Origin of the sequence: Psychrobacter sp. UBA3068, from assembly GCF_002366815.1 — a bacterium.
GTDB classification, from domain to species: Bacteria; Pseudomonadota; Gammaproteobacteria; order Pseudomonadales; family Moraxellaceae; genus Psychrobacter; species Psychrobacter namhaensis.
This window is the reverse complement of record NZ_DFBY01000010.1, coordinates 1-13,872: the sequence shown is the minus strand read 5'-3', so window position 1 is coordinate 13,872 and position 13,872 is coordinate 1. Positions and strand designations below refer to the sequence as shown.

The 13,872-nt window shown below is 43.8% G+C and carries 13 protein-coding genes; 7 read left to right on the top strand and 6 right to left on the bottom strand.

Annotated features, from left to right (window positions below):
- The first annotated feature begins 365 nt into the window (after positions 1-365).
- From B2P60_RS01920 to B2P60_RS01910, 3 genes are all read left to right on the top strand, one after another.
- Positions 366-2,057, top strand: coding sequence for an NAD+ synthase (locus B2P60_RS01920; RefSeq protein ID WP_286739139.1), 1,692 nt, complete (start codon positions 366-368; stop codon positions 2,055-2,057).
- A 280-nt stretch (positions 2,058-2,337) separates the two neighbouring features.
- The gene (locus B2P60_RS01915) at positions 2,338-3,612 is read left to right on the top strand and encodes a hemolysin family protein (RefSeq protein WP_193006860.1); all 1,275 of its coding nucleotides are present in this window, start codon (positions 2,338-2,340) and stop codon (positions 3,610-3,612) included.
- A gap of 177 nt (positions 3,613-3,789) precedes the next feature.
- Positions 3,790-4,530: a phosphatase PAP2 family protein gene (locus B2P60_RS01910; RefSeq protein WP_286739136.1), complete on the top strand. Its 741-nt coding sequence runs from the start codon at positions 3,790-3,792 to the stop codon at positions 4,528-4,530.
- Positions 4,531-4,643: 113 nt separating this feature from the next.
- On the opposite strand, the gene B2P60_RS01905 is transcribed toward B2P60_RS01910, so the two are convergent.
- Positions 4,644-5,360, bottom strand: a complete 717-nt coding sequence (locus tag B2P60_RS01905) for a YggS family pyridoxal phosphate-dependent enzyme (protein ID WP_286739134.1) — start codon at positions 5,358-5,360, stop codon at positions 4,644-4,646.
- Positions 5,361-5,828: 468 nt separating this feature from the next.
- On the opposite strand from B2P60_RS01905, the gene B2P60_RS01900 reads away from it, so the two are divergent.
- Positions 5,829-6,884, top strand: coding sequence for a type IV pilus twitching motility protein PilT (locus B2P60_RS01900; protein WP_198334255.1), 1,056 nt, complete (start codon positions 5,829-5,831; stop codon positions 6,882-6,884).
- Positions 6,885-7,025: 141 nt separating this feature from the next.
- The gene (locus B2P60_RS01895; protein WP_198334256.1) at positions 7,026-8,147 is read left to right on the top strand and encodes a PilT/PilU family type 4a pilus ATPase; all 1,122 of its coding nucleotides are present in this window, start codon (positions 7,026-7,028) and stop codon (positions 8,145-8,147) included.
- A gap of 181 nt (positions 8,148-8,328) precedes the next feature.
- On the opposite strand, the gene fur is transcribed toward B2P60_RS01895, so the two are convergent.
- The gene (fur, locus tag B2P60_RS01890) at positions 8,329-8,766 is read right to left on the bottom strand and encodes a ferric iron uptake transcriptional regulator (protein WP_193005758.1); all 438 of its coding nucleotides are present in this window, start codon (positions 8,764-8,766) and stop codon (positions 8,329-8,331) included.
- Positions 8,767-9,092: 326 nt separating this feature from the next.
- On the opposite strand from fur, the gene B2P60_RS01885 reads away from it, so the two are divergent.
- A complete protein-coding gene (locus B2P60_RS01885; protein WP_198334257.1) occupies positions 9,093-9,512 on the top strand; it encodes an outer membrane protein assembly factor BamE in 420 nt (139 codons plus the stop codon).
- Between the two features lie 48 nt (positions 9,513-9,560).
- On the opposite strand, the gene B2P60_RS01880 is transcribed toward B2P60_RS01885, so the two are convergent.
- The 4 genes from B2P60_RS01880 to B2P60_RS01865 form a co-directional block, all read right to left on the bottom strand.
- Positions 9,561-9,944: an RnfH family protein gene (locus B2P60_RS01880; protein ID WP_286739132.1), complete on the bottom strand. Its 384-nt coding sequence runs from the start codon at positions 9,942-9,944 to the stop codon at positions 9,561-9,563.
- Entirely contained in the window at positions 9,932-11,074 is a 1,143-nt protein-coding gene (locus B2P60_RS01875) for a hypothetical protein (RefSeq protein ID WP_286739131.1), read from the bottom strand. The genes B2P60_RS01880 and B2P60_RS01875 overlap by 13 nt, the downstream gene beginning before the upstream one ends.
- A gap of 239 nt (positions 11,075-11,313) precedes the next feature.
- Positions 11,314-11,982, bottom strand: a complete 669-nt coding sequence (locus B2P60_RS01870; RefSeq protein ID WP_230709963.1) for a c-type cytochrome — start codon at positions 11,980-11,982, stop codon at positions 11,314-11,316.
- A 315-nt stretch (positions 11,983-12,297) separates the two neighbouring features.
- Positions 12,298-12,633, bottom strand: a complete 336-nt coding sequence (locus B2P60_RS01865; RefSeq protein ID WP_193005762.1) for a c-type cytochrome — start codon at positions 12,631-12,633, stop codon at positions 12,298-12,300.
- Between the two features lie 406 nt (positions 12,634-13,039).
- On the opposite strand from B2P60_RS01865, the gene yihA reads away from it, so the two are divergent.
- Positions 13,040-13,810, top strand: a complete 771-nt coding sequence (yihA, locus tag B2P60_RS01860) for a ribosome biogenesis GTP-binding protein YihA/YsxC (RefSeq protein WP_230709960.1) — start codon at positions 13,040-13,042, stop codon at positions 13,808-13,810.
- Positions 13,811-13,872 lie beyond the last annotated feature (62 nt).

Sequence of the window (13,872 nt, the reverse complement as noted above, 5' to 3'; positions counted from 1 at the left end):
GTGGCTGCAATTGATGTTATACTAAAGCAATTATTTTAAGCTTTTCAACAGCGTTAAGTGAGTTTGCCCTTATTTATTTTGATGGTTGTACAGACCCAGCAATGTTCAGACTGTCAGCCAAAACCCTCTTTTATCGTCCTTCTCTAGACTATCATAAGATCTACCCTTTAGAGCGGCGCCATAATTTTGGATATTATGCGTAAGCGTTATATAGTGGCTTATGCAAGATTTAAGCTCATCATACAAGTTCAATATTAGAATGGATGTGACTGAGTACTATTTTGAGTTAATGTCGGACTTAATTTGATTTTAAATCAATACTGACCCACCAAATTTTAAACAATATATCGATAGGAACAATAACAATGTCAAAAGACACTGATAACCCCAATATTAATCCCTCAAACGAGGCCAATAAAAGCAATACACCACAAGAAACCGTTACTGTTGCGTTGGCTCAGTCGCATTTTTTGGTGGGTGATATTACTGCCAATGCCGAAAAAATGCGCACACTAGCATTACAAGCCCGCGAGCAAGGCGCAGACGTGATTGTCTTTCCAGAGCTGGCTCTTTTAGGTTACCCGCCTCAGGATCTATTGCTACGTCCAAGCTTGTCAGGCCGTGTGAAAAGCGCCTTATCTAGCTTAAGTGATATCGACGATATCGTGATGATTGTCGGCTATCCTCATGTCGACCATCATGGTACCTTTAACTCTGCTGCCATCTTACATAATGGCCATCAAAAAGGGTTTTATCATAAGCAAGTTTTGCCAAATTATGGCGTGTTTGATGAGCGCCGTTACTTTGATAGAGGCCGTAACCAAGTCCTATTTGACTATAAAGGCATCACCATCGGTCTACTTATTTGTGAAGACTTGTGGGAAAAAGGTCCTATCGCTGAGCTTAAAAAACAAGGTGCTGATCTAGCGGTTAGCTTAAATGCGTCACCTTTTGAGATTGGCAAACAAGACAACCGTAAAACGATGCTTGCCAAACGTAGCCGTGAAAACAATTTGCCTATCGTGTATGTCAACGCCGTTGGCGGTCAAGACGACTTGGTGTTTGACGGTGGCTCTATGGCAGTACAAGCTGACGGCAGCGTTGCCCACGAAGCGCCGCGCTTTATGAACCAGCTGCTTTTAGCCACTTTAGATGTCAAAACCGCTACGTTCGATAGCCAAACTAAAGCACCATTAACACTGAGCCGTGAGTCGGAGATGTATCAGGCGTTGGTCGTTGGCTTACGCGACTACGTCAATCACTCAGGGTTCTCTGGCATTATCGTTGGTCTGTCGGGCGGTATTGATTCGGCATTGACACTTTGTATCGCCGTTGACGCCTTAGGGGCTGACAAGGTGTATGCCGTCATGATGCCGTACGAGTATACCTCTCAAATCAGCTTAGAAGATGCACAAGCACAGGCCCGTCGCTTAAACGTTTCTTATACGGTTTGTCCTATATTTGACGCTGTTGAAGGCATACGTCATACCCTAGCCCCATTGTTTAACAAATCGCCTGCAGACACCACCGAAGAAAATATCCAAGCACGTGCTCGCGGTGTGGTCTTGATGGCCTTGTCCAACAAATTTGGTCATTTGGTCATCACCACTGGTAATAAGTCAGAGTTAGCCGTTGGCTACTCAACCTTATACGGTGATATGGCAGGCGGCTTTGATGTGCTAAAAGACGTATATAAATCACAGGTCTATAAGCTGGCAAGTTATCGCAATCGTTTAGAGGACACGCCTGTCATCCCTGAGCGCGTCATCACTCGTCCGCCATCAGCAGAGCTACGCCCTGATCAAAAGGATCAAGACAGCTTGCCTGATTACGATATATTAGATGCTATCTTAACCTCTTACATCGATGAAGACATGGGTTATCAAGACATCATTGATAAAGGTTTTGATGCAGATATGGTCGCAAAAGTCATTAAGATGGTCGACAACAGCGAATACAAACGTTTGCAATCACCCATTGGTACTAAGATTAGCCATAAAGCTTTTGGGCGCGAGCGCCGCTATCCACTGGTCAATAAGTGGTCGATAAAAGGCTAAGCCAGACGAAATAGTGCGGCTTGCCCAACCTCTGTGATTGAGAGGTTGGGAGATGCCAATAGTCTAATTTCTTTACAGAAAGTTGGTTTTTTTTATGATTAGCTGGGTAATTGCCCAGCTTTTTTAGTTTCTTTTTTTAGTTTTTATAATTAATTTCTACAAACTGGCATTTTTTAACGATAACGCTTTCCTCTTGGCTCTACCCCATTTCTTTTAGCTTCACCACTTTTAACTTCAACTATTATTACTTTTAATCCCTATACTTTTTACCGAGTCTGTCATGAGTTTGCTAACCGCTAGTATCTTCCTTCTTTTATTGCTTGCCCTAAGTGCTTTTGTCTCTGCTGCTGAGATTGCCATCGCAGCAGGGCGCAAAATTAAGCTGCAAATCATGGCAAAAGAAGGAGATGTTCGGGCATTTGATGTGCTAAAAATGCAGGAGCATCCTGGTAGTTTTATCACAGTCGTGCAAGTCGTTTTAAATGCAGTGGCTATTTCTGCGGGGGCTGTGGGTGAGTCAGCCATCAGCCCTTATCTACAGCGCTTGGTTAATAATGAAGCTGTGTCCTCCGTTATATCATTCGTAGTGATCACCAGCTCATTTTCCCTACTCGCCGATTTGATGCCCAGACGTTTGGCCATGTCAAATACTGAAACTATCGCTGTGCGACTCGTACGCCCGATGATGCTGTTGATTTTCCTATTTAAACCTGTGATTTGGGTGTTTGATGGCGCCGCCAATGTCCTCTTTAAGCTGTTTGGCATCTCAACCATACGTCAAGACGATATGACGCCAGAAGACATTTATGCCGTCATGGACGCAGGTGCCGAAGCGGGCGTGCTCAAAAAACAGGAGCATCACCTGATAGAAAACATCTTTGATATGCAAGAACGTACGGTAACCTCGGTGATGAATCCACGCGAAAATATCGTATATTTCGATACCCAGACCAGCACCGAAGCCGTCGTCGAGGTCATGATTGAACAGCCACATAACAAGTTCTTGGTCTGTCATGATGATGACTTGGAGCACATCATTGGTTATGTAGAGTCGCGCAGTTTTTTAGCGTTGGTTCTGAACCAGCAAGAAGTGAGCTTAACCGACAAAGCCTTACTCAAGCCTGCACTCTTCGTCCCTGATACCTTGTCTTTATTTGAAGTGTTAGAGATGTTCAAATCCACGGGGGCGGATTTTGCAGTTATCGTTAATGAGTACGGGCTAGTCGTTGGGGTTATCACTCTTAAGGATGTAATGAGCATCGTCATGGGTGAGCTTGTGACCATGGAAGAGCAGGCTATCGTCCAGCGTACTGATAACTCTTGGCTAATCGATGGTATGACCCCAATTGAAGACGTGGTTCGCGCTTTGGACATCGTCAATCTACCACGCAGTCAAAACTATGAAACCATCAGTGGCTTTATGATGTACATGCTACGCAAAATTCCAAAGAAAACCGATACTATCGAGTATGCCAATTATCGATTTGAAATTATCGCGACCGACAATCTCAAAATCACCCAGTTGCTAGTGACTAAGTTTGAAGATACGGTGTAAGACCTGCCTATTTATGACTTCCCCATTATCTATAAAGGCGAATTAACTTTTTACAAAGGCTGTATGCTGATTGATCAAAGTGACGCCTTTCTGCATCCATACTTAAAAAATGTTAATGTGGGATTTTTTGTGTGCCCATTTTAATAATGATGGGTTTATTGAAAAGGCAAACACATTATGGACGTAGAAAATAAAAAAGTGGGCTTTTTGGCTACCATTTTGATCGTTGGTTTAGGAATAGCCAGTCTTTCCATTTGGCTATTTTCTGAACTGGCAGAAGAACTGCTGGAAAATGAGTTGAGACACTTTGACAATAGTATCATTCGTCTTTTTGCCGCTATAGAAACGCCCACCCTTGATGCGGTTTACGTTTTAATCACCGAGCTTGGGTCGGTCTGGTTTTTGACCACCTTAACGGTACTCATATTGTTATGGCTTTGGTTTAAAGCCAAAGATAAATGGGGCGCGCTTTTCTTTCTTATCGCCGTAGGAGGCAATGGGGCGTTGACGTGGTTATTAAAACAACTCTATGAAAGAGAGCGTCCGTCTATCAATGAAGCAGTCGATGCCATTGGCTTTAGTTTCCCAAGCGGCCATTCGATGGGATCGCTTGTTTTTTACGGGTTCGTCATTTACTGGATTGTACGAAGCACCCAAAAAAAATTGGTCAAAATCTTGGCTTTCATATTTTTTAGCATAATTATTGTGCTCATTGGAACGAGCCGAATTTATCTAGGCGCCCACTTCCCAAGTGATGTTATTGCGGGCTATCTCGCAGGCACCATCTGGCTGACGCTCTGTTTATTGGCGCTCGAATGGATTCAATGGCAAAGCCATAGCCAAGTAAACCCTGTCCATGCGTTGCGGGATCTGTTAATTGCCAGTTTCGGCGCGCTCAAGAAAAAACGTGACCGGTGACCGTTCACAAAAACCCGCACTGATAAAAGAAAAACAGCGAGCGTGCAGGCGATTAACGACTGCGGCTCTGCTTAGAAGGTTTGATAATGGTTACCATAATCTACAGCTAATAATTAATGACGCTCACCAAAGATTGCTGTCCCGACCCGCACCATCGTCGAGCCTTTAGCTATCGCCTCCTCCATATCACCACTCATACCCATACTTAGCGTATCCCAACCATTGAGCTGCGGATGGCTTTGCTTTATCGCGTCAAATAACTGCTGAGTTCGAGCAAACGCATTGGTATCTGTCTTAGCAGGAATAATCATCAAACCGCGCAGTTGCAGTCGCTCATACCCTTTGATGGTGGTTATCAACTCAGGTAACTGCTCTGGCAAACAACCGGATTTACTTGCTTCATTATCAATATTGACTTGAATCAGTACGTTTAGTGGTGGCATTTCTGCTGGGCGCTGATCATTTAGACGCTTGGCAATAATGTCACGCTCAACCGTTTGTACCCAGTCAAAATGCTCCGCAATATCGCGGGTCTTATTGCGCTGGATACTACCGATATAGTGCCACACTATCCCTGCACATTCAGGCCGCTCTTTTAACGTCTCAATTTTTTCGATGGCTTCTTGCAGGTAGTTTTCACCAAAATGCACTTGTCCTTGTTGAGCTAACGTAGCAATCATACCGGCAGGCTTAGTTTTGGAGACTGCCAACAACGTAACGTCCTCAGCCTGCCTGTTACTGTGTTCACAAGCCTGCGTCATTTGCCTGCTAACTTGTTGCCAGTTCTCAATAAGGCTTTGGCTATTCATACTGTTTTCAATATCTTTCATACACCACTCACAAGGATAATTAATTGATTCATTTCAGTCAGCTATTATTGGTTTTTTCAACTATTTTTTATTAAATTCAGTTCGACATAAAATTGATATTTTGATGATTGCAGCTACGGTCTCGGTTTTAAAGTAAAGCTGCGATAGCAGCCCCCTCAGATTTCGCTAACAGAACATCGCTTAAAAAATCTAGGCTTCGAAAACATCGATCGTAGTTCATATATAAAGTAAGTTTAAGAAGGACTAATTTTACATTTTATTAATCGTGTAGATGGTTAAATACCAATAGTCTTGTTATTATATTGTTACATGGTTTGACCCATGCTACTGAATACCATGATAAGGGTAAAAAGCTTCTTTTGTCCTTTATTAAAGTAATTGGCCTACTCACGGGCAACTATCGATTGGCAACCACACACTTTTATACTCTTTTGTCTTACCCTTATTGATTGATAGGAATATCCGATTATGGCTGAAAAAAACAGTTTAAGTATCGAAGACTTGCTGCGCTTTACCGTTAAACATAAAGCATCAGACTTACATATTTCGGCTGGTATGCCAGCAATGATTCGCGCCGACGGTGAAATGACCCGAATCAACATGCCGCCAATGACGCATCAAATGGTTCATCAGCTTATTTATGACATCATGAATGATCGGCAGCGCGCTGATTTTGAAGAGTTCTTTGAAACGGATTTTTCTTTCGAGATTCCTAATTTAGCGCGCTTTCGGGTAAACGCCTTTAATCAAAACCGTGGCGCGGGCGCTGTATTTCGTACCATTCCTTCCAAAGTTTTGACTATGGAAGACTTGGGTATGGGCGATGTCTTCAAACGCGTCTCGGATTTTAAACGTGGCGTGGTGCTAGTCACCGGCCCAACAGGCTCAGGTAAGTCAACCACGCTGGCTGCTATGATTGACTACATTAATGAAAACCGTAAAGAGCACATTTTAACCATCGAAGATCCGATTGAATTTGTCCATGAGTCCAAAAAAAGCCTGATTAACCAGCGTGAAGTTCACCGCGACACCTTAGGCTTCGAGCCTGCATTGCGCTCAGCCCTACGTGAGGATCCCGATGTGATTTTGGTTGGTGAGCTTCGCGACCTTGAAACCATTCGTTTGGCCTTGACTGCGGCCGAAACTGGACACTTGGTATTTGGCACCCTCCACACCAGCTCAGCAGCTAAAACGATTGACCGTGTCATCGACGTGTTTCCCGCCGCCGAAAAAGACATGATTCGGGCGATGCTCTCAGAGTCACTGCAAGCTGTTGTTTCTCAAACGCTCCTCCGCCGGCAAACAGGGGGACGTGTTGCCGCTCATGAAATCATGCTTGGCACACCCGCTATTCGTAATTTGATACGGGAGAATAAAATTGCCCAAATGTACTCTGCTATCCAAACGGGAGCAGGCGACGGCATGATTACCCTAGATCAAACGCTTAAGAACCTAGTGGCCAAAGGCACCATCAGTAAAGACGTTGCCCGCCCTTATGCCAAACAGCCAGAAGCCTTTATGTAGTATTCTTAATCGGCACTCATATGTCGTTATTGATGTAAGAGTGAATGCCACGACAGCCCTTTTTTCTATTGGTCATTATTAGCGATCTTTAACGCATGATTTTATATTTTTTAATCGATTTACATCGAGCACAGGTACGATATGGACATTGATAAACTATTGCAATTAATGATTAATAAAAATGGCTCAGATCTTTTTATTACCGCTGACGTTGCCCCCTCTATGAAAATCAATGGCAAGATTCTGCCAGTGGGCAAAACGCCTTTGACTGCTGAGCAGACCATGAGATTGGTGAAAGGGGTGATGACGCCAAGCCAACAACAAGAGTTTGAAGAGACAAATGAGTGTCAGTTTGCCATTGCTGATGAGGCACAACAGGCACGCTTTCGGGTCAGTGCTTTTATACAGCGTGATATGGCAGGGATGATTTTACGAAAAATTGAGAATAAAATTCCGACCGTCGAGGAGCTGCGTTTACCACCAGCACTAAAAGAGCTGGCCATGAAAAAACGCGGCATTATTTTATTGGTTGGGGCCACGGGTACGGGTAAATCCACCACCCTGGCTGCCATGATAGGGCATCGCAACCAAAACTCTCACGGTCACATTATCACCATCGAAGATCCTATCGAGTTTGTCCATAAGCATCGCGGCTGTATTATTACCCAGCGTGAAGTGGGTATCGATACCCACTCATTTGAAGCAGGACTAAAAAACACCTTACGCCAAGCACCGGACGTGATCTTAATTGGTGAGATTCGTAACCGCGAGGTGATGAGCTACGCCATTCAATATGCAGAAACAGGGCATTTGGTCTTTGCCACTCTGCACGCCAACAACGCTAACCAAGCGATTGACCGTATTATTCACTTTTTTGAAACCAGTCGCCATAATCAGCTATTTATGGACTTATCACTGAACCTACAAGCCATTATTGCTCAGCAGCTCATTCCAACACCTGACGGCAAAGGTCGCCGTGCCGCCATTGAGATTTTATTAAACTCACAACTGATTAGTGATTATATCCGTAAAGGCGAGGTTCATGAAATCAAAGATGTCATGACGCGCTCACGGGATAGCGGTATGCAGACCTTTGACCAAGCCCTCTTGGACTTATATGAGCAAGGAGAGATCACTTATAAAGAAGCCATTCTCCATGCTGACTCTCCTAACGACTTACGTCTCAAAATCAAGCTTAGTAGCAAAAACGGTGCCGCCAATCTCGATGAAGGGGCCGATGGCTTATCGCTGGATATCAGGTAGATCTTTCTATTTTTTTAAACCTGCCGTCAGTGAGTTATGACTGTATAAAAAGTGCCGCCACAAAAAAGCCCTCATTGTCATAACGAGGGCTTTTTCTGTTTTAAACACCAGTATAGTAGAGGAAAAACGTTATTAGAATACAATAATCCCGTTTGCCCCAACACTATAAACTCTGCAGCGACTATTTTTTTATGCTGTCCCTACATTCTTGGTCATCACAAATACCATAGAGCACCAACGAGTGACCTGACAACTTAAAGCCATGCTTTTCTGCTACTTTAAGCTGCTCCTCCTCGATCACTTCGTTGTGAAACTCTATAATCTTGCCACACACATCACAAACCAAGTGATCATGATGTCCTTCTTGAGTAATCTCAAATACTGACAAATTGTTTTCAAAGTTGTGGCGTTCGACGATTCCTGCTTGCTCAAACTGCGTGAGCACACGGTAAACAGTCGCTAAGCCCACATCCTCGCCTTGTTCAATCAGCGCCTTATAAATCTCTTCTGCACTCATATGATGCAGCTCAGCGCTCTCAAGCAGCTCTAAAATCTTGATACGAGGTAACGTAACCTTCAATCCTGCTTTACGTAAATCTTGATTGGTAAAAGAAGCCATAATATCCCTTCTGACTGTGACAGTCTTAGCAAATAAAGAACCAAAAATATGAGATAAACAATAATTCGCGATTATTTTTTATTAAATATAAGTGTTTTAACCGCCCTAGACTCGCTTGACCTAAGTAAATTTCTAGGGTGTCATTTTGTTAAGTATTCTCAGTGCAAGTCTATGAATTTAAAATATAATTAACCCAACAGCTCAGGTAGCGTTTGGTAAATAATGTCGTAAGTGGTAGGAAATTGCAAGTAAATGACGTATCATTTGTCCAAGATTGTCGGTCACACTCGCACCAAATAACACTGGCCGCGCCTAATTCATTTCTTATGAGTCATCTTACCATGATAAAGACATTAACTTTTCGTCCGTCAAGCCCTACAAGTGCATTACGCAAGATTGCCATCACCAGTGTACTTAGCGCTGCTGTCGCTATGTCTGGCTGCTCATTACTGAGTGTTTATAAGATTGATTTGCCACAAGGCACTGCTATTACTCAAACGCAAGCGCAAAAGCTGCAAGTGGGTATGAATCAAAACCAAGTTCTTTACCTCCTTGGTAGTCCAGCCATTAAAGACACGCTTGCGCCTAAGCGTTGGGACTACATTTACGACTATCAAGCCGGTACAGAAGGTCGCCGCCAAGGTATCAAAGACGTCAAAAATGCCAGCCAGCATTTAATTATCTACTTTGATGATCAGGGTCTGGTCAATCGCATCGAAGGTATAGAGAGCCTGCCAGCTTCGTAATTAAAATTAAGACTATTAACTGCTCAACGGGCTTTAAGAGTTACTGACTTAACCACGCGATTTGCTCTTGCGCTGAGACATGGGATCAGCGCTTAAGCTGCGATACACTTCGATACGATCAAAAGGCTGCAGACGATAGCTAAGCGGCTGCTTTTGGGCGTAAATTCCTACATGCCAGCGCTTAGCAGTCGGCGTAGCAATATCTAGCACGTCTTCACACCACCTTGCCAACTCTGGAAACTTTGCTAACCAGCCTGCTTGCATAAGCGCCTCATACAAACTGGTGCCCGCGCTGACTAGTAGGGCTACATAGTGCTGACGCTGGGCATCTTCAGCGTACGCCAAATACACGGTCATAAGAGCATCTTTCCCAGACTGAGGCGCAGCACTATTATTATCTATGTTTCTGTCATCAGCCGTTAGCTTACCCACTGCATCACCCAACCTATCAAGGCTAATAACAGGGCTAATGGCACGACCAAACGGATCGCTACCCGCCATAAATTATAAAACGCTTCATTGCCAAAGTTTAACGACTTGCGCAAATGACTGATTTTCATCTGCCAACCCGCAAAAATCGATAACAATAATACCGCCACACTACTGATAATGACCAAAATTCCAACCAGCCATGTGGTCGGAATGGCAACGACTAAGACTAGCGCTAATACAAAAGTTAATATCAGACTGACCAATAATCCAAACTTATGCGCCAATTGCTGGGTACTATAATGTAGCAAGTAGCTGACCACAAACAGTACCCCTACCCAATATAGCAGCTGTCCGATCGGTGGTAATGACATGCCACTCATCAACAAAGCAACACCCCCAACGAGCAACTGCAATATCCAGATCGGTCGTACCAATTTGGTCGCGCGATACATATTTTTCGCCTGTTTACTGGTAGGCGTTTGCGCATTATGATTGTTGGTATCTACCGCTGTGACCACCTGTTTGGTCACTAAATTTTGACCGAACCAGTATAAGCCCGTACCGGCACCGACACTGACCAACGCGAGCGCGACGGCACGCGCCCACTCAGTTAAGCTGATATCAGTCATGGCAAAATCAATGTTAGGTAAGCCATTTGCCACGCCCAGCAACAGCCCTATGACCATCAGCCCTAACCCTATCGGTAAGGGTGCAACGCCAAGCAAACTCAACAAGACAGCAATCACCATCAAACCCGCCGCGATCGCAAAGCTGGGTACGGCAGGGGCGCTATTAAGCTCAGTCAATGCCGCCAAGATACCTGTGCTAGCACCAGAGATAACTAACGCTGCAATAATGATAGAGACCAATGCCGCTAGCCAACCAAAGCTACGCCATGCTGGGCTGGCATCTGCTTCACGAGTCAGCTTTTGCATCCCTGCAAATGGCGCATCGACACTACGATAGGCTAAGGCTATTTCTGCATACACGACTGGCAACGACACCAGCACCATAGCCACTAGCCACAGTAGCCAAAAATCGATCTCACCAATGGACGCAGGGGCAAACCAACGAAACAGCAGTAACGGAAGCAGGGCTGCAATAAAATAAGAAGCATAACGGATCATCATAAGCTAAATCCAAACGATCTAAAGTGAATAACAATAATGTACCATCATACAAAGCCATAATTAGCATCTGTCAGTGGTTTTATTTTTATAGCTAAATGGGTCTCTGTAATATGAGGGACAAACAGTTATAAAAAAACCCCGAAAACGGGGTTTAATAACTAAATAGTGATGAATATACGACAAGGCTCTTAGCCATTTTACTTAAGAAATGCCTTATATTCACACCATACACTAATGAATTAGTGAATGGCGCTTATGTAGTCTGACAAGATACGAATATCACGATCTGATAATCTCGACGCTACAGTTTGCATCATGCCCATCTCGCCTTCTTTCGCTGCGTCATTGACACGCTTTTGCTCATCACTGTCGATATCATCTACACGACCAGCGGCACGGAACAGTTTTAACTGAGTGGAAATATATTGTGCATGCTGACCACCTAAACGTGGAAACGCGGCCCACTCATTACCATCAGCCTCAGGGCCATGACAGCCTGCACAACCAATAACGTCGCGTGACTTATCACCACCTAAGAACAGCTTAGTGGCTTCTTGAGTGGTCGCAGGATTGCCGAAACCGACACCCCAAGGCGCTTGGTTAGCATAATAACCTGCCACATTGGCCAAGTCTTGCTGAGATAAATTGGCAACTTGTGATTGCATAATACCGTTTTTGCGGTAGCCTGCTTTAAAATCGACCAACTGTTTGTAAAGGTACTTTACGTTTTGGCCACCTAAATTAGGCTGTGCAGGAACAACACTGACACCGTTCACACCATGACAAGCAGCACAAACAGTTTCTGCAATTTGCTTACCAGCATTGACGTCGTACTCAGGAACAATAATAGCAGCTTGTACGCTGAAACTTGCAACGCATAAGCTGGCAGCAGCGATTAACTTTTTCATTGATACAAATCCTACTAGCTCGGCGTAAGCATTATTTAGAGTGATTGTACTGATAAGATACCCAGTATAAACTGCCCTTTTATGAGCGAGGCAGGCATATATTTTTAGGTCTTGCACACAAGCAGTCTGAAAGTACTTACTAACATCAGGGTTTATTTTCGATTATTATAGCAAGACTTTGTAGTATTTGCCTACTTAATCATCGCATCCACCAGTTTTTCTAACGATGAGCGAAAACGCGCCCTAAAAACAAAAAGCGCCAAAGGTCTATAACCCAGCGCTTTATTTATACGGTTTAATGTATTCGCAAGCGAGCTATTTGCTCATATATTCAATCAGCTTGCGATAATCATCATCACTACAGTTATTACAAAGACCGCCAGCGGGCATTTGTGGCATCCCGTTTTTTACTGAGTTGATCAGGGTTGGCATGCGCTTTTGCTTTATAAGTTGTTGCCATTTCGCACTGTCGCCTTTTTTAATGGCATTTAGTGCGCCACTATCGTGACAGGCGGCACATGAGTTATCATAGGTGGTTGCAATATCAGCAGCACCAGCGCTGGTCATCATGGCACTACTGAACAGTAATACCGCACCGCTACCTAATAAAGCACGAAAACTCTGGCGAAAACGTGTGGTGATTGAAAACATAGAACACCTCCTTTTGGTGTGTCATCCGTTTAATCAACCATTCCATTAAACGGTGTTTAGCAAACATTGTAACAATTTATGTCATGTAAAGGTAGATAAATAAAGTTTGGTTTTAGTAACCCTCTGATGAGCACCATAACTTTGCGTATGACCGCCTCATTTTAATGTTATCCTATTATTTATATGCCGTTAATCACAGTTATTTCAATAAGTAAGACAGGTAATAGTATAGAATGGTCACTAATTTTACATGGCTGCTCTTGTGACTAATGCGCCCTATCATTATAACGAGTCACTCCTTTTCGTTTTGTTGTCTACCGGCTTTTTATCCATCGCATTACCTTAATAACCAGCTAGCTAGACTTTTACAACCGTATCCAATTTCTTGAAGATTAATGAGCCATTTATGAGTACCCCGTTTACAGATGTTGCCGCCGAACATGCATTGTTCAACACCAAATCCCGTCAAAAAATTCAGCAAACTGAGTTTATGACGTCAGCGCCTACCTTTCGTCTTTGTCCGCCTGATGTGGGATTAGAGGTTGCTTTTGCTGGTCGTTCAAACGCTGGCAAATCCTCGGCTATCAATGCCTTGACCAATCAACGTCAATTGGCGCGCTCCTCCAAAACACCTGGCCGGACGCAGATGATTAACTTTTTTAGTATTGGCGATACCAATAGACGTTTGGTGGATTTGCCGGGTTACGGTTATGCGGCTGTGCCGCTTGAGATGAAAAAAGAATGGCAGGTTGAGCTAGAAGAATACTTGGTTTCACGCTCAAGCCTTGCAGGGTTGGTACTGATGACGGATATTCGCCATCCGCTCAAGTTTTTTGATGAGCAAATGCTGCATTGGGCCAAAGACGGCGATCTGCCAGTCCACATTTTACTGACGAAAGCGGATAAGCTTAAATACGGTGCGTCCAAAAACGCACTTCTCAATACCCGTAAAAGACTCAAAAAGTTGGGCTTAAACTGCACCATTCAGTTGTTTTCAGCCTTAAGAAAAGAAGGTCTTGATGAGCTAGCTGGCGTGATGGGCAATTGGTATGACTATCAACTTAATGATGAAAAACTCATTGAGTCCGATCTTAGTGAATCCGATGATACTGACAATAGCGATACCGAACAGGCAGACGTTACACAAGAAACGAGTGAACAAAAAGACATTGAGTAAATATCACCTGTCATAAAAAAGGGATTATCGTGATTAACGATTGAACCGACCCCCATAAGTTG